Here is a 20,535-nt window from a genome sequence, read left to right on the forward strand (position 1 = left end):
ACTATTTTGCAAATTCCGCGTGACAGCGCCACGCTTGCTTACCCGAATCCCTCGCCTAAAAGAAAAAGCCGCACACCCGCCGAAGCGGACGTGCGGCCTGCGACCGCGGCCGAACCGGATGTTCCGGACGAACCGTACGACCGCGCGACGTCAGCCGAGCAGCGGACGCAGCTCGGTGACGACCTTGAGCTTCGTGTCCGGCGCGCGGCCCTTGCGAGCGCGCTTGCCGATGTGCGGCGCGAGCCCCGCGTACGACAGCGTCTCGTCCTGCACCTTGCCGCCGCGGCCCGTGCCGATCAGCACGACGCCGGCCGGATCGATCGCCAGCGCCTGCACGAGCGTTTCCTTGTCGTCGAGCGCCATCAGGATCACACCGCGCCCGCCGCCGGACAGCGTCTTCATCTCGTCCATCCCGAACACGAGCAAGCGCCCGCCGCTCGACAGGCACGCGACCTGCGTCGCGTTCGGCAGCACCGGCATCGGCGCGAGCGGCACCGCGCCCGTATCGATCGTCATGAACGACTTGCCGGCCTTCACGCGGCTCACCATGTCGCCGACCTTCGCGAGGAAGCCGAAGCCGTTGCTCGACGCGAGCAGCAGTTGCTGGTCGGCCGGCGCCGCGTAGTAGTGCATCAGGTGCGAGCCCGATTCGAGCTCGATCAGCGACGTGACCGGCACGCCGTCGCCGCGCCCGCCCGGCAGCACCGACACGTCGACCGAATACACGCGGCCGCTGCTGCCCCACGCGATCAGGCGATCCGGCGTGCGGCACTGGAATGCCGCGTACAGGTGGTCGCCCGCCTTGAACGTGAAGCCGGCCGGGTCGAGCCCGTGGCCCTTCAGCGCACGCACCCAACCCTTCTGCGATACGACCACCGTCACCGGCTCGTCGACCACCTTCGCCTCGAACGTCGCGCGCTTTTCCTGCTGGATCAGCGTGCGGCGATCGTCGCCGTACTGCTTCGCATCGGCCTCGATCTCCTTGATCATCAGCCGCTTCATCGCGCTTTCGTTCGCGAGCAGTTCCTCGAGCTTCGCCTTCTCGTCGCGCAGTGCTTCGAGTTCCTTCTCGATCTTGATCTTCTCGAGCCGCGCGAGCTGGCGCAGCCGGATTTCGAGGATATCCTCGGCCTGCCGCTCGCTGAGGCCGAACGCGCTCATCAGCGCGGCCTTCGGCTCGTCCGACTCGCGGATGATGCGGATCACCTCGTCGATGTTCAGGAAGACGATCATCCGTCCTTCGAGGATGTGGATGCGGTCGTCGACCTTCGCGAGACGGTGGCGCGTGCGCCGCGTCATCGTCAGCTGGCGGAACTTCACCCATTCGTCGAGGATCGTCAGCAGGCCCTTCTGGCCCGGCCGGCCGTCGGCGCCGATCATCACGAGGTTCAGCGTCGCGTTCGATTCGAGGCTCGTGTACGCGAGCAGCGTGTTCACGAATTCCGTCTGGTCGATCGTGCGCGACTTCGGCTCGAACACGAGCCGCACGGCTGCTTCCTTGCCCGACTCGTCGCGCACCGCGTCGAGCAGGTCGAGCATCGCCTTCTTCGTGTTCAGCTGCTCGGGCGTCAGCGTCTTCTTGCCGAGCTTGAGCTTCGGATTGGTCAGCTCCTCGATTTCCTCGAGCACCTTCTGGCCCGACGTGTTCGGCGGCAGCTCGGTCACGACGAGCTGCCACTGGCCGCGCGCGAGATCCTCGATCTTCCACTTCGCACGCACCTTCAGGCTGCCGCGGCCCGTTTCGTACGCCGCCGAGATTTCGGTGTCGCTCGAGATGATCTGGCCGCCGCCGGGGAAATCCGGGCCGGGAATCAGGTTCATCAGCTCCGCGTGCGTAAGCTTCGGATTGCGGATCAGCGCGACCGCCGCGGCCGCGACTTCGCGCAGGTTGTGCGACGGGATTTCGGTGGCGAGGCCGACCGCGATGCCCGATGCGCCGTTCAGCAGCACGAACGGCATGCGGCTCGGCAGCGTCTTCGGCTCCTCGAACGAACCGTCGTAGTTCGGCATGAAGTCGACCGTACCCTGGTCGATTTCGTCGAGCAGCAGCTTCGAGATCGGCGTGAGCCGCGCTTCGGTGTAACGCATCGCCGCCGCGCCGTCGCCGTCGCGCGAGCCGAAGTTGCCCTGCCCGTCGATCAGCGGATAGCGCAGCGAGAAATCCTGCGCGAGCCGCACGAGCGCGTCGTACGCCGACTGGTCGCCGTGCGGGTGGTATTTACCGAGCACGTCGCCGACCACGCGCGCCGACTTCACCGGCTTCGCGTCGGGCCCCAGGCCCATTTCGTTCATCGCGAACAGGATCCGGCGCTGCACCGGCTTCTGACCGTCGCACACGTCGGGCAGCGCGCGGCTTTTCACGACGCTGACCGCGTAGCTGAGATATGCCTGCTCCGCGTAGTTGCCGAGCGTCAGCGCGTCGCTCTCGGGCGCGTCGGGGCTGGCGAAGAGATCGGAAGTGTTGTCGTCCATCTGAATTCCGTATTCGTAAGTGGCGTGAGGCCGGGCCGGGCGTCACGCCCGGCCGCGCGGAAGCGGCGGTGCAGTGTTCGATGTCAAGCGGTGCTGATGCGCCAGCGGATTCGCGTTCGTGGCAAGAAGCAAACCGCAGCGATGCCGGACGCATCGCGAGGATTTGCGACGCCGCCGGGCGCGAAGCCGCAGCGCATCAGTGCCGATTGGCGTCGAACACTGCACTAAATGTCCGCTTCGACTTCGTTGCCCTTTTCCTCGAGCCAGCCGCGCCGCGCGGCTGCCTCGCCCTTGCCCATCAGCATCGTCATCCGCGCGACGGTCGCCTCGTAGTCGAGCTCGCCGAGCTTCACCGGCATCAGGCGGCGCGTGTCGGGATTCATCGTCGTGTCCCACAGTTGCTCGGCGCTCATTTCCCCGAGCCCCTTGAAGCGGCTGATGCTCCACTGCGTGTCGCGCACGCCGTCCTTGCGCAGCTTGTCGAGGATCGCTTCGAGCTCGCCGTCGTCGAGCGCATAGAGCTTCTGCGCGGGCTTCTTGCCGCGCGCGGGCGCATCGACGCGAAACAGCGGCGGGCGCGCGACGTACACGTGGCCGCGCTCGATCAGTTGCGGGAAATGCTTGAAGAACAGCGTGAGCAGCAGCACCTGGATGTGCGAGCCGTCGACGTCCGCGTCCGACAGGATGCAGATCTTGCCGTAGCGCAGGTTCGACAGGTCGACGGTGTCGTCCGGGCTGTGCGGATCGACGCCGATCGCGACCGAGATGTCGTGCACCTCGTTGTTCGCGAACAGGCGGTCGCGCTCGGTTTCCCACGTGTTCAGCACCTTGCCGCGCAGCGGCAGGATCGCCTGGTATTCCTTGTCGCGGCCCATTTTCGCGGAGCCGCCCGCCGAGTCGCCCTCGACGAGAAACAGTTCGTTGCGCGCGATATCTTCGGTCTCGCAATCGGTCAGCTTGCCGGGCAGCACCGCGACGCCCGAGCTCTTGCGCTTCTCGACCTTCTGGCCCGCGCGCGTGCGCGCCTGCGCCTGCTTGATCACGAGTTCGGCGAGCTTCTTGCCGTGCTCGACGTGCTGGTTCAGCCACAGTTCGAGTGCCGGACGCGAGAACGACGACACGAGCTTCACCGCGTCGCGGCTGTTCAGCCGCTCCTTGATCTGCCCCTGGAACTGCGGATCGAGCACCTTCGCGGACAGCACGAACGACACGCGCGCGAACACGTCTTCCGCGAGCAGCTTCACGCCCTTCGGCTGCAGGTTGTGCAGTTCGACGAAGCTCTTCACCGCCTGGTACAGGCCGTCGCGCAGCCCCGACTCGTGCGTGCCGCCGGCCGGCGTCGGGATCAGGTTCACGTACGACTCGCGCACGAGCGAGCCTTCCTCGCTCCATGCGACGACCCACGACGCGCCCTCGCCCTCGGCGAAGGTTTCGTCGGTCGAACGCGAGTCGGCGAAGCGCTCGCCTTCGAACAGCGGGATCAGCAGCTCGCTGCCGTTCATTTCGTCGAGCAGGTAGCCGCGCAGGCCGTCTTCATACTTCCAGGTCTGGCGCTCGCCCGTCTTTTCGTTGACGAGCACGACCTCGACGCCCGGCAGCAGCACGGCCTTCGAGCGCAGCAGGCGCTGCAGCTCGCCGAGCGGCAGGTTCGGCGAATCGAAGTACTTCGGATTCGGCCACACCTGCACGCGCGTGCCGGATTTCTTCTCGCCGCGGCCCGCCGCCTGCGTGGCGAGCGGCTTCACGACGTCGCCGTCGGCGAAGCCGAGCTCGGCGATCTTGCCGTCGCGCCAGACCGTCACGTCCAGACGCGTCGCGAGGGCGTTCGTCACCGACACGCCGACGCCGTGCAAGCCGCCCGAGAACGTATAGGCGCCGCCCGCGGCCTTGTCGAACTTGCCGCCCGCGTGCAGGCGCGTGAACACGATCTCGACGACCGGCACGCCTTCTTCGGGATGCATGCCGAACGGGATACCGCGGCCGTCGTCCTCGACCGAGACCGACTGGTCCGCATGCAGCGTGACCGTGATCTGCTTGCCGTAGCCGCCAAGCGCCTCGTCGGACGCGTTGTCGATGACTTCCTGGATGATGTGCAGCGGATTCTCGGTACGGGTGTACATGCCGGGCCGCTGCTTGACCGGCTCGAGACCCTTGAGCACCTTGATCGATGCTTCGCTATAGGCCGCGCTGGGTTTCTTCGTTGACATAGGCGCTGAATTTCGTCATTCATCGGGACGTTGTCCACACCTCGTGTGGATAACGTCGTGGACAAAACGTTGAGTTCCGTAAAAAAGCGAATCGAAACAACGGTGTGCTTGAACTGCTCCGAAAGCGGGCGCGCGGCGTGCGCGGCGCGACCCTGGACGCGCGGTATTTTACTGGTTCCGCGTGGCGCGCCAATCTCGGGATCGGCGCGCGCCGTGCGCGTCACGCCGGCTTGCGCTTCGCCTCGAGCGTTTCCCACCGTTCGAGCGCGGCGAGCAATTCGTCGTCGATCGCCGCGAACCGCTCGGTCAGGCGCGTGCCTTCCTGCGGATCCTTCGCGAAAATCGCGCCGTCCTCGAGCTGCGCATTGATCGTCTTCTGCTCCGCTTCGAGCGCGGCGATCTTCTCCGGCAGCGAATCGAGTTCGCGCTGCTCGTTGAACGACAGCTTCACCGTGCGCTGCGCGTTGCGGCCGGCCGCGCTCTTCGCCGGTTCGTCCTTCGCGGGCGCCGCCTCCTTGACCGCGCGCTTCGCCGCTTCCTGCTGCGCGAGCTGCTCCGAGCGCTCGCTCTGGATCTGCCAGTCGGTGAAGCCGCCGACGTATTCGCGCCACTTGCCGTCGCCCTCCGCCGCGATCACCGAGGTCACGACGTTGTCGAGGAACGCGCGATCGTGGCTGACCAGCAGCACCGTGCCGTCGTAGTCGGCCAGCAGCTCTTCGAGCAGTTCGAGCGTCGGGATGTCGAGGTCGTTGGTCGGTTCGTCGAGCACCAGCACGTTGGCCGGACGCGCGAACAGGCGCGCGAGCAGCAGCCGGTTGCGCTCGCCGCCCGACAGCGACTTCACCGGCGAACGCGCGCGTTCCGGCGCGAACAGGAAATCGCCGAGATAGCTCATCACGTGCTTGCGCACGCCGCCGATCTCGACCCATTCGCTGCCGGGGCTGATCGTATCGGCCAGGCTCTTTTCCTGGTCGAGCTGCGCGCGCATCTGGTCGAAATACGCGACCTGCAGGTTCGTGCCGGTGCGCACCGTGCCTTCGTCGGGCTTCAGCTCGCCGAGGATCAGCTTCAGCAGCGTGGTCTTGCCGGCGCCGTTCGGGCCGACGAAGCCGATCTTGTCGCCGCGCATCACCGTCGTCGAGAAGCGGTCGACCACCGTGCGGCCGCCGTAGCGCTTCGTCACGTCGGTCAGCTCCGCGACGATCTTGCCGGACTTCTCGCCCTGCGCGACGTCGAGCTTCACGTTGCCCTGCGCATTGCGGCGCTCCGCGCGTTCGTTGCGCATCTGCACGAGCCGCGCGATGCGCCCGACGCTGCGCGTTCGGCGCGCTTCGACGCCCTTGCGGATCCACACTTCTTCCTGCGCGAGCAACTTGTCGAACTTCTCGTTTTCCACGCGCTCGACTTCGAGCTGCTGCGCCTTGCGCGTCTGGTATGCCGAGAAATTGCCCGGATACGACAGCAGCCGGCCGCGATCGAGCTCGACGATGCGCGTCGCGACGCGATCGAGAAACGCGCGATCGTGGGTGATGAACAGGAGGCCCGCGCGCTGCGCGACGAGCAACTCCTCGAGCCAGCGGATGCCGTCGAAATCGAGGTGGTTGGTCGGTTCGTCGAGCAGCAGCACGTCCGGCTGCAGCACCAGCGCACGGGCCAGCGCGACACGCTTCTGCATCCCGCCCGACAGCGCGTCGACGCTGGCGTCGCCGTCCTGCAGGCCGATCTGCGCGAGCGTCATCGATACGCGCGTGCGCCAGTTCCATGCGTCGTGCGCATCAAGCGACGACTGCAGCGCGTTCATCCGCGCGAGCAGCGCATCGTGCTCGGCGCCTTCCGGTATCTCCGCGAGGCGGTGCGCGATCGAATCGTATTCTTCGAGCAGTTCGCGCGTATGCGCGAGCCCCGACGCGACCGCGTCGAACACCGTCGCGCCCGGCTCGAACTCGGGCTCCTGCGGCACGTAGACGGTCACGAGCTCCTGCTGGCGCGTGATCAGCCCGTCGTCGGGCTTGGCAAGACCGGCGACGATCTTCAGCAGCGACGACTTGCCCGCGCCGTTACGGCCGATCAGGCCGACCCGCTCGCCGGCTTCCAGCGAGAAATCCGCGTGATCGAGCAACGCGACGTGACCGAACGCGAGCTGCGCGCCGGTAATGGAATAGAGCGACATGGGGAAACGGCGAAGAGAGAAATCGGAAGCGCCCATTGTACCGGGCGCGGACGCTGGCATCGGCTCGGCTGGATGGACGAGCGCCGCGGGGCGCGCTTGAAGCGTGTCGGCGCGGTGCCGTGAGCAAGGCGCGGCCGGCTTCCGGTGCGGAGGCGGGCCGCGGTTTGCATGCCCGCGGAAACGGGCGAATGCCGGCCGGATGCCCGCGGCCGGCCGATCGGCGGACCCCGCACGCGGCGCCGTGGGCGCCAGCGCGGAATCCGCGATTATTTCACGTTGACCGTGATCGTCGAGCTCAATTCGGGACCGTAGGAACGGTGCGCGCCGTCACCGAGCTGGAGCGTCAGCGTGTGCTGGCCGGGCGGCAGCTTCACGTCGGTTTCGGTCTGGGCCTTGCCGAAATGCAGCGAATGGTCGGTCGCCGGAATCACGTCGCCCTTCGGCACCGGCTTGCCGTCGATCAGCAAGTGATGATGACCGGTATCCGGCGTCATGTCGCCGGCCGGCTTGAGCGCCATGCCTTCGAGACCGAACTTCACGTGCACGGGGCTCGACACCGTCGCGCCGTCCTTCGGCTCGACGAAGAACACACGCGCTTCGGCGCGTGCGAGCGTCGATACGGCCATCGCCGCGACACAGACTGCACCCGCGATCCACTTTCTGTTGAGCATCGTTTCCTCCTTCAGATTGACAGGCCCACGAAGCATACACCGCATGCCCGGCCGACGCGATGGCGCCGGTTGTTCGCGATGCGTACGTTTAAAACGACGTTACGCTGGCGTTCGGCGAAATTCCGGTACCATGGCGCGTTTCGTCCGCTGGCGAGGGCTGCGGACGGCATCGCCGAATTCCATTATCCCGAGCGCAACATGAGTGAAGTAACCGAATACCAGAGCTGGGTCTGCCTGATTTGCGGGTGGGTCTATAACGAAGCGGAAGGGCTGCCCGACGAAGGCATCCCGGCCGGCACGCGTTTCGCCGACATTCCCGCCGACTGGCGCTGCCCGCTGTGCGACGTGGGCAAGGAAGATTTCGTCGTCGTCGATTTCTGATTTCCCGTTCCGATCGCGGGTGATTACGCGATACGCGCGTCGCGGGTGCATTCCGCCCCGCCGACGCGCCGCGCGTTTGCTATACTCTGCGCGCTGTCCACTCCGCCGTCCGGTTCGCGTTTTTTCGCGCGATTGTCCGGACTTGGCTCTCCCCGTAGTTCAATGGATAGAACAAGCGCCTCCTAAGCGCTAGATACAGGTTCGATTCCTGTCGGGGGGACCAAAAACCCTCCAAAGTTTCACTAGCTTCGCCACAAGAACCCCGTCACGCTTGGCTGTGCGGGGTTTTTTGTTGCAAACTTCCACCAGCTACCCCCAGTGGAAACAACCCCCGTCTTGGGGTTGTTTTGGGGGCTTCGCAAAACACCCCCGTCAAACAACCCCCGAGGCACCAGTACATGGCGCTCACAGACCTCAAGGTCCGCACAGCCAAGCCTGCTGAGAAACAACAGAAGCTCTATGACGGCGGCGGACTGCTGCTATTGATAACGCCGGCAGGCGGCAAGCGATGGGTTCTCAAGTACCGCGTCGACGGCAAAGAGAAGAGCCTGGCGCTCGGCACGTATCCGGACGTATCGCTCGCGGAGGCACGCGCTCGCCGCGATAACGCGCGCGAAAAGCTTGCCGCAGGTATCGACCCGGGCGAAGCCAAGAAAGCCGACAAGCGCGCTGCGCAGCTGGCCGCCGCCAGTTCGTTCGAAATCGTCGCTCGTGAATGGTTTGAAACTCAGCGTGGCGGCTGGTCCGAGGTGTACGCAGGCAAGGTCATCAACTGCCTCGAAGTCGACGTGTTTCCTCGACTCGGCGCCCGCCCTATCGCGAGCATCGATGCTCCCGAGTTGCTGGCGATCATCCGCACCGTCGAATCGCGCGGGGTGCGCGAGACGGCCAAGCGGGTGCTACAGCGTTCGCGTGCCGTGTTTCAGTACGGCATCATGACCGGCCGCTGTACTCGAAACCCGGCAGCCGACATCGACGCGGAAACGGTATTGAAGAAGAGCACCGGCGTACAGCATATGGCGCGAGTGAAGGCGACCGAGATCCCGCAGCTCATGCGCGACATTGACGAATACTCTGGCGATCTAGTCACGCGGCTCGCCTTGCGGTTCATGGCGCTGACGTTCGTGCGGACGAAAGAAATGATACAGGCCGAGTGGCCCGAGATTGATGTCGACGCCGCAGAATGGCGCGTACCGGCCGAGCGAATGAAGATGCGTGACCCGCACATCGTGCCGCTTTCCCGGCAGGCAATTGACGTTCTGAAACAGTTGCGCGAAATCAACGGTCAGCAACGTTTCGTCTTCTACAGCGTACAGGGCCGGAGCCATATCTCGAACAACACCATGCTCTATGCGCTCTATCGGATGGGCTACAAGTCACGCATGACTGGGCACGGCTTCCGCGGCCTTGCAGCAACGGCGCTGCGTGAGCTTGGATACAGCCGCGACGTCGTCGAGCGTCAGATGGCACACGCAGAACGCAACCAGGTAACCGCAGCCTACGTTCACGCCGAGTATCTGCCAGAACGTCGCAAGATGATGCAACATTGGGCCGACCACCTCGACGAACTGAAGACCAGCACAAATATACTGCTGCAAGAAAACCAAATCGGCAAGACAGCTATTCGCAAAGAATTAATGACTTGATTATCGCCTCCGTCACATTGCGCTCAGAGCTCGACGCAGAAATGGTGAAACAGTCCGCTTGACGCCGAAAAATCGGGATCGATCGAAACAAGAATCGCCCCGGTTCGGCCATGGCCTACCATCCGTGGCAGTACGCGATAGAATGTTGGAGCGACTGCCAAGCAACTAAGAGCAATCGCCCGCGCTCCAATGATTCAACCAAGCTTCGATTTTCTACCTAGTCCAATACGAGGCTGAACATCCTCTTTGCCTTTCCCACTGGAATCGAGCTTGCTGCCAACGTATGTTTCGACATTCACGTCCGCCGCTTGCAGAACATCTATCAAGCTCTTGCGCAACTTCAAGTACTCTCGGCTGTCAGAATCAAATTTCGGCCTGGAAATGGTTGGATCTGGCGCGGAACTCAGGGAGTACCCATCGTCATCATCATTAACAGTAAAGCAGACACCCAGAGAATCGGCACACAATTTAAAAGTTTCGTTTGTCAGAACATCCGCGGGAGTGGGCCTAAGACGCCAATATGAAAGATCTCGAATCGCTTCCGATCCGATCATCTCTTCATAAAGCTCGGCCTCAATCTTCGCCTCCTTCGTACCTACAGAGGCAAGGATTTGTTTTGAAAGCATTTCGATTCTCTCATTCATCCCACCCAATGCTGCAAGAGTGTCGGATACCCGACGCTCCTCATTTCTAGTGTTCAAAAAATCGAACATCATCGCCGCCCATTGCTGACGCAAGTATGCCTCTATATCACCAAAATCCCTAAAAGGCACCAATGCATTGTTTATCGAATTCCCCCGCACCTCATCAATGAATTCAAATATTTTTGTAGAGTCAACGGATGGAAAATCCAGCTTTTCCAGATCTATCTCCGTGTTCTTTCTGTTCTTCTGATACAAATTGTGCTCGGCATACACACCACTTTCAACCAATGCAAAGACTGGTATTTTCAGCCGAACCGCCTCTCGGTATTCTGCATTTGTGATTGAGGTGTCGCTGTCGTGAAATTTTCCACCATAACGCCCCCCAATTATCAAGACAAAAAGTTGAGTATTCGGAATCTCCGTCAAACATGCATCATGAGTGTGCTGAATCGGATTGTAAAAGATTGACCCATCTTCGCTAAGAATTGGATCGTAACCCAGCGTTCTGACGAAATACCTGAGATTTTCACGGATATATTTCAAGTCATAGCACGTTGAGCTAATAAATACCTTAGGCGTTGCCATACTCTCCCCGCAGATTGTATAAATAAAGCAGTCGATATCTTTTATGGTGTGCGCTGCTCGATAGCGCACATTTTTGATTTTAAACTGTGGCAGCACCTTTTTGGCAACGAACTTGATGCCAAGGAGGCAGATTCACATTTCTATTTTCTTGTATGACACGTATCGACCCAACAGCAGACGTTACCGAAAACGAGATACGCATGACCGCTTCGGATTGAGGCGGCCGAGCAACCGTGACGTGCGTTCGGGGCAACGCCTGAGCAAACTGAGTGTCGTAGACGAGCATTATCCCAGTGCCACGACTGCCCTTCGCATCATCCAATGCCTGATTGCCGCACCTGTACAAAAAAACAGTATTCCAATCTACAATCAATGGCCACGGTGGCCATCTGACGGCACGCCAAAAGTCAAACCGCGCCTAGCTCGACGGGGCGAACGCCGGGTGCCCTACCCGGTTGGCGCGGTTCCTAAACAGGGCTTTGCTTCAGGGCTAGCAATGCGGGAGTTGGGTTCCTTTAAGCGATGGTTCACCGTCGCGCAGGCAGCATCAGTCTTGCGAGAATCGTTCGGCGAAGAGATCACGGAGATCGATGTCCTCGACCGCGTCTATGCGGGAGAGATCGCAGTGTGGTGGGACGCAACCGGACGATACGCAATGCCCATTGCCAGGGGTAGTCACTGCTTCGGCATAGTTCCGGATCAAACGATGCTCCCGCAACGACGCAGGCTTACTCCAGCTCAGCGGGAATTCTGGTCGCCACTTGCCGATCATGTCCGCTTGCTTGACGGTTTCCACCGTATTGCCGTCAACGCGAGGAAGGACCGCCAAGAAATCTTCGACGGCGATCGGTTAGGAAAAATTGAATTCGCGGACGGAATCCTACTGCTCGATCAAGACAACGACTCTCTGTTGCAGGTACTTCGAAGGATGCCTTCTCGGCCGGCAGGGTCAAACAACGCGCGGGATTTCATCGTCGATTTGGAGTTTCCCTCTCCGGATACGTTTCGAATCGGTAGCGCCGATCTCCGCAATCTGTTGAACGATGACCGCACCGGCACTGGCGCTTCTGCACCGTCCGATCTTGGAGATCGAGAGCGCGCGTCCCTTCACAAGCAAATCGGCGCTCTCGCTCTTGCTCTAGCGAGCGCATCGAATCGCTATAGGAAGGGGGACAATCCAAACTCGTCAAGAATTGCCGACGCTGTCACGGAAATTCTCGACGCCCTGCCAGATGCCAAGCGACAAGGCACGGGATCGTCATCGATCAGGGCCAGTATCAAGGCGGGCCTTAACCTGCTCAGCGAAGCCTGATCGATTTGCCAACTGGCACCGAGTTTTGCCAGCCGGCACCCGCATCGGGCGCAACATATTTAACTGCTGCCATGTTCAACAACCTTGTACGAGGTTTCCATCATGGCTGCCAATACAACTTCCGCACAATCGATCACCCAGGCGCCCACCACCCCGCCCCAAGCATTGCCGCTCGACGGATACTCGCGCTGGCAGAATCTCAAAGCGTTCGTGCCACTCTCGCGCGAGTCAATCCGGCTGCGTGAAATCGCCGGTCGTTTTCCGCGGCGCGTTCAGCTCGGCTCGCAGCGCTGTATTGCGTGGCCGAACCGCGAGATTCACCGCTGGCTCTCCGATCCCGCAAACTACCGTGCGGAGGTCTGAGCCATGCAAACAAAAAAAATGGCCGACCCGCAGGCCAGCCAAGACAAAAAGAATCTCAATTCGAACGCGAATGTTAACACGACGCTCGCCCAAAAGCCGCTCGGCAAAATCGATCGCGTGTTGCTCGAGTTGCGTCGCGGAATCTCGCTGAATCGTTTCGACGCTGAGCGCATGGGCGACCACTGCCTGAATACGACGATCTCGACGCTGCGCGCAGAAGGTTGGCTCATTACGGGCCAATGGGAAACCGTACCGACCCGCTTCGGCAAGACGGCCCGCGTGCTGCGCTACCGCCTGACGGGCTACAGAAACCCGACAGAGGTCGCCGAGGAAATTGCCGCGATCCTGGGCGAAGGCAGAGTCGCATGATGCCCACGCAGCTTTCCGAGGAATTGACAAAGGTACCCAAAGGGCCTACATTGGCCGTTCAGGTTCGCGCACTCCGCGAGGACCGCTTCTCCGAAAGGATGCCCATCATGAAGACTTACCTTCGTGCGCGCCTGCTCGCGCCTCAAAAAAATGATTACCTACACTCCCCCCTCGCCGGAAGACATGGAGCGCCTCAAACAGGAGCTCGGGAAAAGCAGCACGGAAATGGCGGAGCTGTTCGGCGTATCGACCGGCCGTCAGTGGCGGAAGTACATGGCGGCGGATGCGAACAACAGCCGGGAAATGGGTATGCATATGCTGTTCTTCGCGATGGCTCAGTTGGAACTCGATCCGCAGACATTCGAACGAGTGCTAGCGCGAATGCGAGCGTGCGGTGCAACGGTCGAAGTGGACAAGTCATAACGCATACCAGTCATGTCGACAGCGGTGCGCTCACCGCAGCGCCCAGCGCCACTGATGAAGCAACGGAGGTGCGCGCATGAATCCAACCGCACTCGAAATCATCAATCGCGCACTGCGTGATGCCACGGTCGCGCCGACCGTGTTCGACGCTCTCGACCTGCTCGGCTCGGCAATGTGCCAGCTCGCCGAACTCTGCCGTCAGGAAGAGGTGTCGCATGGCTAAGTTGCTCATCGACGGTCAAGCGCTGGAAGATCTCGGCGGCAAGCTCCAACAGCTTGAAGAGCTGTTCAACGTGATCCAAAGCGAGGCACAGATCACAATGCGCGCATGCGTCATGTGCGACATTGGCCGTGACGTTGCTCAGCGCACCGCGATTGAGCTTAGCGAACTGCGCATGGCTTCGCGTGCGGAGGTGTTGGTATGAATATCGACGCCCGCCATCAACTCATTCGCGACGCGCAAGCATTGTCCGCGCTCACGATGGGCCTGTGTGTCGCCCGCCATCAATTCTTCGAGGCGATGAACGAAACGCGTATCGATGCGTTCTTCGACATGCTGCGCACGCTAGCCGAAAAGGTCGAAATCGGCGTGGTGGAGGTGTCCGCATGAGCAAGGCCACAACGAAGCAAAGCCCCGAGCTCGCCCTCGTCGAAACCCTGCTCGACTGCGGATCCGCTGCTCATTGCATCAAGTGGCTTTTCGAGAAGTACGACGATGGCGAGCATGAATGGTCCATCGAGACGATTCGCCTACTCACGTCGGTACTCAGAACCAAGCTGAGCGATGCGCTGGAAACGGCCGAATCAATCGAAGCGGAGGCACGCCATGCTTGATAGGCGACCTGACGCCGCCGGCCTGCTGTCGTTCTTTTACGGTCGCTTCGACATGAAATCCGCCTCGACCGAAGAACTCGAATTTCTCTCGTCCGCAACAGCTCCCGATGAGGCCGGCGCCTTGCGCGATACGCTCGACGGAATCGCAAACTTTGTTGCCGAGGACTTGAGGAAGGAGCGCGGGAAACGCGTCGGCTGTTTCCAAGAAAGCACCGTGCCCTCCCTCCTGTGGACCATTGCCCGACAGGTGGATGCGATCGGACAGATGGCCTTCATCGCGAGCGAGGCCGATTATGAATTGCGCGACCGGGCCGTCCGCGTCGCAACAGATTCTTCGCGGCGACACACCCCTAAGCAATCCTCACAAGGCACGGGAGGCGCATGAGTACATACGACAATGATCGCACCGTGTTGGAGGTACAGAAAAACGCCACGCAGCGTATCCGCATCGCCCACCACTGGCACATGGGCCGGAGGTATATCGACGTGCGCCTGATGGTTGTCGACCGAGTCGGCGACTTCGTTCCGACCCGGCAGGGAATCAGCATCCGCCCCGAGCTGCGCGCGCAGATCATTCAAGGGCTGACGCTGGCCGCACGGGAGGGCTGATGGCAAAGAAAGCGTGGTCCGATCCGCTCGGGCCGCACGTTCGAATCTATCACTCGCTGCTCAATACCCCAGCGTGGCGCGTTCTCGGCCCGTCTGCAGTGAAGTTGTACGTAGATATGCGAATGACGCTCAACGGCTCGAACAACGGCAGCATCGGGGCTTCCCTGTCGCTGATGAAGCATAAGGGATGGACGGCCCCGACGACGCTCGCCAAGGCGCTGTACGAGCTGCGTGCGCTCGGTTTCATTGCCGTGACGATCGAAGGCGGCTTGCGGCAAGGTAGCCGCGTGCCGTCGCTCTACCGCTTCACAGACGTGGAAGTGTACGAGCAGCCGAAAACCGGCGTACAGGCGATAAAGGCTACTCACGACTACCGGGCTTTTGCGTCGGTACGTGAAGCCGAGCGAGCGCTCACCGAAGGATTGGAAAGACTTCGAACGGAGGGAAGGCAGAAGCAACAGAGCAGGAAAAAATCCCCTGTACAGAAACCGTACCCGTCCAATACAGAAACCGTACCCGAACCGCAGAATTTCCAGTACAGAAACTGAACAGGGAGACCCCTTTCCAGTACAGAAAACGAACAGGGAGCGAAAACGCCCGGAGCGCCCGTTTCATAAGGGGTTTCGGGCGTTTTTTTATCATTTTTCGGCCTCGTAATCCCCTGTACAGAAAATGTACTGCTTTATAGTATTGCCATACCTACGAGTTTTTCCGGAGCGTGCGATGGATGCTACGCAAATCATGTATCCCTGCATTTCATGCGGACGACAGTTCCAGTTCGGCCCACATCGTTACGATGGCAGGGTCGCGAAACTCTACGGCAATGCGCCAGTTTGCAACACGTGTTGGAACGCGAATTTCGACGGATGGGGTCCATCAGTCCAATCGAATCTGCTCGCCGTGCTCAAGGAAATGGGACTTCCGGTACCTCCTCGTAACAAGAACGGCTGGCTTCCGCGCGGTGATTGATCCCGCCTCTGAGTTATCCACAGGGGGTACAAAATCGGGGCGCAAAGGGTGCAAAAACGGCACCCTTTCGGGCGAAATTGGGACTGTTCCGGCGGAAATTGGGTCTGTGTGACCGGTACAAATACGCGTCAATCTCCCACAAACCCTTTGCCCGCAAGGCCGTGCGCGAAAGGGTGCAATCCAGCGCAAGGAAAAGGGTGCAATATTCGACACCTTCCAAATCTCACCCCTCTCCCCCGGTAAGGCTCACTTATCCCCCCGGTAAATGCCGCCACGCGTCGCTGAAACGTTACGGTAACGATCCCCCTCCTCTCCGCCTCGCCTGTTGTAAACGTCCGCGATGTGACAGATAATTGCTTGAAATCCATAATTCGAGCAATTAAATGCAATCCAGAGACATACCTCTGGCTACTACTGCGCCTAAGTCCAAGCACTGCCCCATCGAGCAAATTGATGCGACTGTTGCGCACGCGCTGGCCGCGCGCGGCGAATTGGAGCGAATCCTGTACTGCTGGATCAGCGCGGGCACGATGCGCACGCAGCCGTCACGACGATTCCTGCCGCTGTCTCCGCCGAGGTCGACGCGATGAGCGCACGTGTCCAACTGCGCACGCGTGGCAGCAAGTGGATGAAGATCCGCGCCCGCATCCTCCAGCGCGACCCCATCTGCGTGCTGTGTGCTGATCAGGACGTTGTGCGCGCGTCGGCTGTCGTGGACCACATCAAGCCGCTCGAGCATGGCGGCACCGACGCGGACGACAACCTCCGCGGGCTGTGTGCCGATCATCATGACCAGGTGACGCGACAGCAGTTCGGCCATCGGGAGCGGCGCAAGGCGTTCGGGCCTGACGGCCTGCCGCTCGATAGCAGTTGGTCGTGACTTGCGACAGCAGCCGTGGGGGGCGGTCGATTTTCCGCGCTACAAAGCCCCGGAAACCGACCGCCCCCTTCGCTTTCATAAACGTGGACAAAAAAGGTAAAAAATGGCTCAACGCGGACGGAAATCCGCAGCATCGATCGTAACAGCGACAGCCGCGCCGGTTGCGGCCGAACAGCGCCTTGCGGCACCCCTCCACCTGAGTGACGGCGAGAGCACGGTCTGGACGGAGGTCGTCAACGATCAACCGGCAAGCGCGTTCACCGCGACCCATGCGCCGCTGCTCGAAATGTACTGTCGTCACGTCACGAATGCTCGCGTACTGGCAGAAGAGGTTTTGAATTTCGAACGCGCATGGCTCGCGGACGACGATGGTCTGAAACGCTACGACCGACTGCTCGCAATGTCGGAGCGCGAGAGTCGCGCGGCCTCGTCGCTTGCGACGCGACTGCGCATCACGCGGCAGGCCGTCGAGCATCCGACGACAGTAGGTCGTTCACTGGCGAATCAGAAGAAGGCAAGGAAACCATGGGAACTCCCCGCGTAAAGCGCGTCTCTCGCGGCGAGCGCAACATCCGATGGATTGAGGAACACTGCCGCATCCCTGAAGGCCGACTCGTCGGGCAGCCCGTCAAGCTCACGAAAGAGCAACGCGGCTGGATCAAGCGAATCTACGACACGCCGACGCGCACATTCATCCTCTCGATGGCACGCAAGAACGCCAAAACGGCCCTCTCAGCGTTCCTCGTATTGCTTCACCTCGTCGGCCCGGAGGCGCGGCCGAACAGCCAGCTATACAGCGCAGCGCAATCCCGCGACCAGGCGGCCGTGCTGTTCGAACTCGCAGCGAAGGTTGTCCGCATGTCCGAGGATCTGTCGCAGTACGTCACCATCCGCGACACGGCGAAGGAGCTGCTGTGTCACGACCTCGGCACGATCTACAAGGCGCTGTCGGCCGACGCTGCGACGAAATTCGGCCTGAGTCCCGCACTCACGATCCACGACGAGCTTGGCCAGGTCAAAGGCCCGCGCTCCCAACTTTACGAGGCACTGGAAACGGCAAGCGCAGCCCAGGAAAGCCCGCTGTCGATCGTCATCAGTACGCAGGCCCCCACCGATGGCGACCTGCTCAGCCTGCTCATCGACGACGCGCTCAGCGGCGCCGATCCGCGTCTGAAGGTGGCGCTCTATACCGCGCCGCTGGACATGGACCCGTTCAGCGATGAGGCGATTCGGCTGGCGAACCCGCATTTCGACGTATTCATGAACCGCGAAGAGGTGCGTCGCATGGCGTCGGACGCGAAGCGCCTGCCGAGTCGCGAGTCGGCCTATCGCAACTTGGTCTTGAATCAGCGCGTCGAGGCACGCAATCCGTTCATTGCGCGCGCGATCTGGATGGAGAACGCAGGCGAACCGGCCGAGCTGGACGGCGAGGACGTTTATGGCGGCCTCGATCTATCGAGCGTGAGTGACCTGACGGCGCTAGTGTTGCTGTCGGAGGCCGGCGACGTTCATCCGACATTCTGGCTCCCGGAGGACGGTCTCGAGGCGAAGGCGCGCGCCGATCGCGTTCCCTATGACGTGTGGGCGCGTGACGGCTTACTCCAGACGACGCCAGGCAGCGCCATCGAATACGAATTTGTCGCCGAGCACCTTCGCATCGTGTTCGATCGCTGTAACGTGCGCGCGCTCGCGTTCGACCGGTACAACATGCGATTCCTGAAACCGTGGCTTGAACGGGTCGGCTTCACGGATGAAGAGTTGAGCCGGTTCGTTGAATTTGGCCAAGGCTTCGTTTCCATGTCGCCAGCTATCCGCGAGCTAGAAGCGCGGCTGCTCGCGCGCAAGCTCCGACACGGCGGACACCCCGTCTTGCAAATGTGTGCCGTGAACACGGTCGCCGTTTCCGATCCGGCGGGCAACCGCAAATTCACGAAACAGAAATCGACGGGCCGCATCGACGGCATGGTGGCTTTGGCGATGGCAGTCGGCGCCACGCAACAAAATGCGACAGAATCCGAAATCGAGCCTCAAATGTTCTTTATTTAGCCTTGACATTGGCACTTTATGCGTGATAATGGCAATATTCACGCAATCAAACGCCAATGAATCGACAAATTTCGAAATTTATCACCAAGCAAACCGCGAAGGCTTCGAATAAAGCGTTCTCGCGGTTCGAGGTGAAGAACCTCGACGACGGTTCGCGGGTGCTCAAGGGCATCGCCTCGACGCCGACGCCGGATCGCGTAGGCGATACCGTCGTTCCAGAAGGCATCCAGTTCAAAACGCCCTTCCCACTGCTGTGGCAGCACGACCCGAGCAAACCGATCGGCACCGTCAACAAAATGACGATCACCGCGGCCGGCGCAGAGGTTGTAGCGACGATCGCCCCGCCCGGCACTGCCGCGTACATCGACGAGGCATACAACCTCATCAAGGCCGGCTTGGTTCCGGGCCTGTCCATCGGATTCCGCCCTCTCGACGCCGTGTACGACAAGGCGACGGGCGGCTTCCTCATCAAATCCTGTGAACTGTTCGAACTCAGCGCCGTGACGATCCCGGCAAACGCTGATGCGGCAGTTCAATCGATCAAGGCGCATGACAAGTCCCGTGCGGGAGCGCCCGTCGTGCGTTTGAGTGCTCCCACCATCAAGGAATCCGACATGACCATTGCTGAACGACTCAAGGCTCTCGCGAAGAAGCGAGCGGAACACATCGCACGCAAAAAGGCGCTGATGGACGGCGCTGACGCAGACGGTGGCCGCACGTTGAACGAAGCCGAGTCGACAGAATACGACCAGCTCGACGCCGAGCTGAAGTCGCTCGACGCCCACGAAACGCGCCTCAAAGAACAGCAAGCGATCGAAGCCAAGTCGGCCGTTCCAGTCGCGGGCGGCCCGGCGGCGCACTCACCCGTCATCGTGACGCCGAACGTCACCAAGGGCACGGCGTTCACGCGCTACGCAATCGCACTCGCCCGCTCGAAGGGCAACCTCATGCAAGCGGCCGAGATCGCGAAGCAATGGAAGGATTCGACGCCGGAGGTTGAAACGGTGCTCAAGGCGGCCGTCGCCGCCGGCACGACGACGGACCCGTCGTGGGCCGCGCCGCTCGTCGAATATCAGAACATGGCCGGCGAGTTCATCGAACTCCTGCGCCCGGCTACGATCGTAGGTCGAATCGAAGGCTTCCGTCGCGTGCCGTTCAATATTCGCGTTTCCGGCCAGGCAACGGGGTCGTCGGCCGGCTGGGTCGGCGAAGGCAAGCCCGCGTCGGTGTCGGCGCTGGCGTTCAACACGACGACGCTCGGCTTCTCGAAGGTGGCCGGCATCGTCGCAATCACGGAAGAGCTTGCGCGTTTCTCGACGCCGAGCGCCGAAGGCATCGTTCAACAGGATCTCATTTCGACGATCAGCCAATTCCTCGACGGGCAGTTCATCGACCCGGCTGTTGAAGCCGGCGCGAATGGCCTGTCGCCCGCGTCGATCACGAACGGCGTCAAGGCGATTCCGGCATCCGGCACGGATGCGGAAGCCGTGCGCGCAGACGTAAAGAAAGTGTTCCAGGCGTTCATCAAGGCCAATCTGTCGGTCGCAGGCGCGGTCTGGATCATGTCGGAAACGACGGCTCTCTCGCTCTCGCTGATGCTGAATGTCGTGGGCCAACCGGAGTTTCCGGGCCTGACGATGGCCGGCGGCACGTTCTTCGGTCTGCCGGCGATCCTCTCGCAAACGGTCGGCGACAACATCGTTCTCGCGAAGGCGAGCGAAATCCTGTTCGCGGACGATGGCGGCGTAACGCTCGACGTGAGCCGTGAAGCGTCCCTGCAAATGGATAGCGCACCCGTCGCTGGCGCTACGGAACTGGTGTCGCTGTGGCAGAACGGCTTCATCGCCATGAAGGCCGAGCGGTTCATCAACTGGAAGCGCCGCCGGCTCGAAGGTGTTCAGTACATTTCCGGCGCAGCCTACGGCGACGCGGCGACCGACGGTGCGTAAGCGGA

Annotated in this window: 22 protein-coding genes and 1 tRNA gene; 18 read left to right on the forward strand and 5 right to left on the reverse strand. The window is 61.5% G+C overall.

Translation table 11 applies throughout. The annotated features are described in order from the left end of the window. Nucleotides 1-150: 150 nt before the first annotated feature. From parC to CFB52_RS12225, 4 genes are all read right to left on the reverse strand, one after another. Nucleotides 151-2,472, reverse strand: a complete 2,322-nt coding sequence (parC, locus tag CFB52_RS12210) for a DNA topoisomerase IV subunit A (protein WP_099316683.1) — start codon at nt 2,470-2,472, stop codon at nt 151-153. 224 nt (nt 2,473-2,696) lie between these two features. Continuing rightward, nucleotides 2,697-4,679 carry a DNA topoisomerase IV subunit B gene (gene parE, locus CFB52_RS12215; RefSeq protein WP_059583758.1) on the reverse strand — a complete coding sequence of 661 codons (1,983 nt, stop codon included), beginning with the start codon at nt 4,677-4,679 and terminating at the stop codon, nt 2,697-2,699. A 220-nt stretch (nt 4,680-4,899) separates the two neighbouring features. Further along, complete coding sequence (locus CFB52_RS12220) at nt 4,900-6,885, reverse strand: ATP-binding cassette domain-containing protein (protein WP_179231736.1); 1,986 nt, start codon at nt 6,883-6,885, stop codon at nt 4,900-4,902. Between the two features lie 230 nt (nt 6,886-7,115). Next, the gene (locus CFB52_RS12225; protein WP_059583762.1) at nt 7,116-7,520 is read right to left on the reverse strand and encodes a DUF4399 domain-containing protein; all 405 of its coding nucleotides are present in this window, start codon (nt 7,518-7,520) and stop codon (nt 7,116-7,118) included. A 198-nt stretch (nt 7,521-7,718) separates the two neighbouring features. Between CFB52_RS12225 and CFB52_RS12230 the strand changes: the two genes are divergently transcribed. From CFB52_RS12230 to CFB52_RS12240, 3 genes are all read left to right on the forward strand, one after another. Continuing rightward, complete coding sequence (locus tag CFB52_RS12230) at nt 7,719-7,901, forward strand: rubredoxin (protein ID WP_006478164.1); 183 nt, start codon at nt 7,719-7,721, stop codon at nt 7,899-7,901. Nucleotides 7,902-8,049: 148 nt separating this feature from the next. Further along, nucleotides 8,050-8,124: transfer RNA gene (locus tag CFB52_RS12235), tRNA-Arg, on the forward strand. Between the two features lie 175 nt (nt 8,125-8,299). Beyond that, entirely contained in the window at nt 8,300-9,547 is a 1,248-nt protein-coding gene (locus CFB52_RS12240; RefSeq protein ID WP_257220204.1) for an integrase arm-type DNA-binding domain-containing protein, read from the forward strand. Between the two features lie 194 nt (nt 9,548-9,741). Here CFB52_RS12240 and CFB52_RS12245 read toward each other — a convergent pair whose 3' ends face one another. Continuing rightward, nucleotides 9,742-10,776: a DUF4062 domain-containing protein gene (locus CFB52_RS12245; RefSeq protein ID WP_099316684.1), complete on the reverse strand. Its 1,035-nt coding sequence runs from the start codon at nt 10,774-10,776 to the stop codon at nt 9,742-9,744. Nucleotides 10,777-10,891: 115 nt separating this feature from the next. Here CFB52_RS12245 and CFB52_RS34600 point away from each other — a divergent pair, with 115 nt between their 5' ends. The 15 genes from CFB52_RS34600 (at nt 10,892) to CFB52_RS12315 (ending at nt 20,530) form a co-directional block, all read left to right on the forward strand. Beyond that, entirely contained in the window at nt 10,892-12,088 is a 1,197-nt protein-coding gene (locus tag CFB52_RS34600; protein ID WP_180278207.1) for a hypothetical protein, read from the forward strand. 102 nt (nt 12,089-12,190) lie between these two features. Further along, entirely contained in the window at nt 12,191-12,451 is a 261-nt protein-coding gene (locus CFB52_RS12255; protein WP_099316943.1) for an AlpA family transcriptional regulator, read from the forward strand. Nucleotides 12,452-12,454: 3 nt separating this feature from the next. Further along, complete coding sequence (locus CFB52_RS12260; RefSeq protein ID WP_099316685.1) at nt 12,455-12,820, forward strand: helix-turn-helix domain-containing protein; 366 nt, start codon at nt 12,455-12,457, stop codon at nt 12,818-12,820. A 150-nt stretch (nt 12,821-12,970) separates the two neighbouring features. Then, nucleotides 12,971-13,243, forward strand: a complete 273-nt coding sequence (locus CFB52_RS12265; RefSeq protein WP_306532409.1) for an XRE family transcriptional regulator — start codon at nt 12,971-12,973, stop codon at nt 13,241-13,243. 76 nt (nt 13,244-13,319) lie between these two features. Next, nucleotides 13,320-13,466: a hypothetical protein gene (locus CFB52_RS34605; protein ID WP_180278208.1), complete on the forward strand. Its 147-nt coding sequence runs from the start codon at nt 13,320-13,322 to the stop codon at nt 13,464-13,466. After that, nucleotides 13,459-13,668: a hypothetical protein gene (locus CFB52_RS12270; RefSeq protein ID WP_099316686.1), complete on the forward strand. Its 210-nt coding sequence runs from the start codon at nt 13,459-13,461 to the stop codon at nt 13,666-13,668. Before CFB52_RS34605 ends, CFB52_RS12270 begins: the two co-directional genes overlap by 8 nt. Then, nucleotides 13,665-13,853: a hypothetical protein gene (locus CFB52_RS12275; protein ID WP_099316687.1), complete on the forward strand. Its 189-nt coding sequence runs from the start codon at nt 13,665-13,667 to the stop codon at nt 13,851-13,853. The genes CFB52_RS12270 and CFB52_RS12275 overlap by 4 nt, the downstream gene beginning before the upstream one ends. Beyond that, entirely contained in the window at nt 13,850-14,077 is a 228-nt protein-coding gene (locus tag CFB52_RS12280; protein WP_099316688.1) for a hypothetical protein, read from the forward strand. The genes CFB52_RS12275 and CFB52_RS12280 overlap by 4 nt, the downstream gene beginning before the upstream one ends. Next, on the forward strand, nt 14,070-14,462 hold the full coding sequence (locus CFB52_RS12285) for a hypothetical protein (protein WP_099316689.1): 393 nt from the start codon (nt 14,070-14,072) through the stop codon (nt 14,460-14,462). The genes CFB52_RS12280 and CFB52_RS12285 overlap by 8 nt, the downstream gene beginning before the upstream one ends. Further along, nucleotides 14,459-14,686 carry a PC4/YdbC family ssDNA-binding protein gene (locus tag CFB52_RS12290; protein WP_099316690.1) on the forward strand — a complete coding sequence of 76 codons (228 nt, stop codon included), beginning with the start codon at nt 14,459-14,461 and terminating at the stop codon, nt 14,684-14,686. Before CFB52_RS12285 ends, CFB52_RS12290 begins: the two co-directional genes overlap by 4 nt. Further along, nucleotides 14,686-15,234 (forward strand): hypothetical protein, encoded by a 549-nt coding sequence (locus CFB52_RS12295; RefSeq protein WP_099316691.1) that lies wholly within the window; start codon nt 14,686-14,688, stop codon nt 15,232-15,234. Before CFB52_RS12290 ends, CFB52_RS12295 begins: the two co-directional genes overlap by 1 nt. A 1,007-nt stretch (nt 15,235-16,241) precedes the next feature. After that, on the forward strand, nt 16,242-16,535 hold the full coding sequence (locus tag CFB52_RS12300) for an HNH endonuclease (RefSeq protein WP_099316692.1): 294 nt from the start codon (nt 16,242-16,244) through the stop codon (nt 16,533-16,535). A 103-nt stretch (nt 16,536-16,638) separates the two neighbouring features. Continuing rightward, complete coding sequence (locus tag CFB52_RS12305; protein WP_099316693.1) at nt 16,639-17,079, forward strand: hypothetical protein; 441 nt, start codon at nt 16,639-16,641, stop codon at nt 17,077-17,079. Continuing rightward, entirely contained in the window at nt 17,061-18,581 is a 1,521-nt protein-coding gene (locus CFB52_RS12310) for a terminase large subunit (RefSeq protein ID WP_099316694.1), read from the forward strand. The genes CFB52_RS12305 and CFB52_RS12310 overlap by 19 nt, the downstream gene beginning before the upstream one ends. Nucleotides 18,582-18,637: 56 nt before the next feature. Next, nucleotides 18,638-20,530, forward strand: a complete 1,893-nt coding sequence (locus CFB52_RS12315) for a phage major capsid protein (protein ID WP_099316695.1) — start codon at nt 18,638-18,640, stop codon at nt 20,528-20,530. Nucleotides 20,531-20,535: the final 5 nt, after the last annotated feature.

This window comes from Burkholderia sp. AU18528, assembly GCF_002223215.2.
Taxonomy (GTDB): domain Bacteria; phylum Pseudomonadota; class Gammaproteobacteria; order Burkholderiales; family Burkholderiaceae; genus Burkholderia; species Burkholderia semiarida.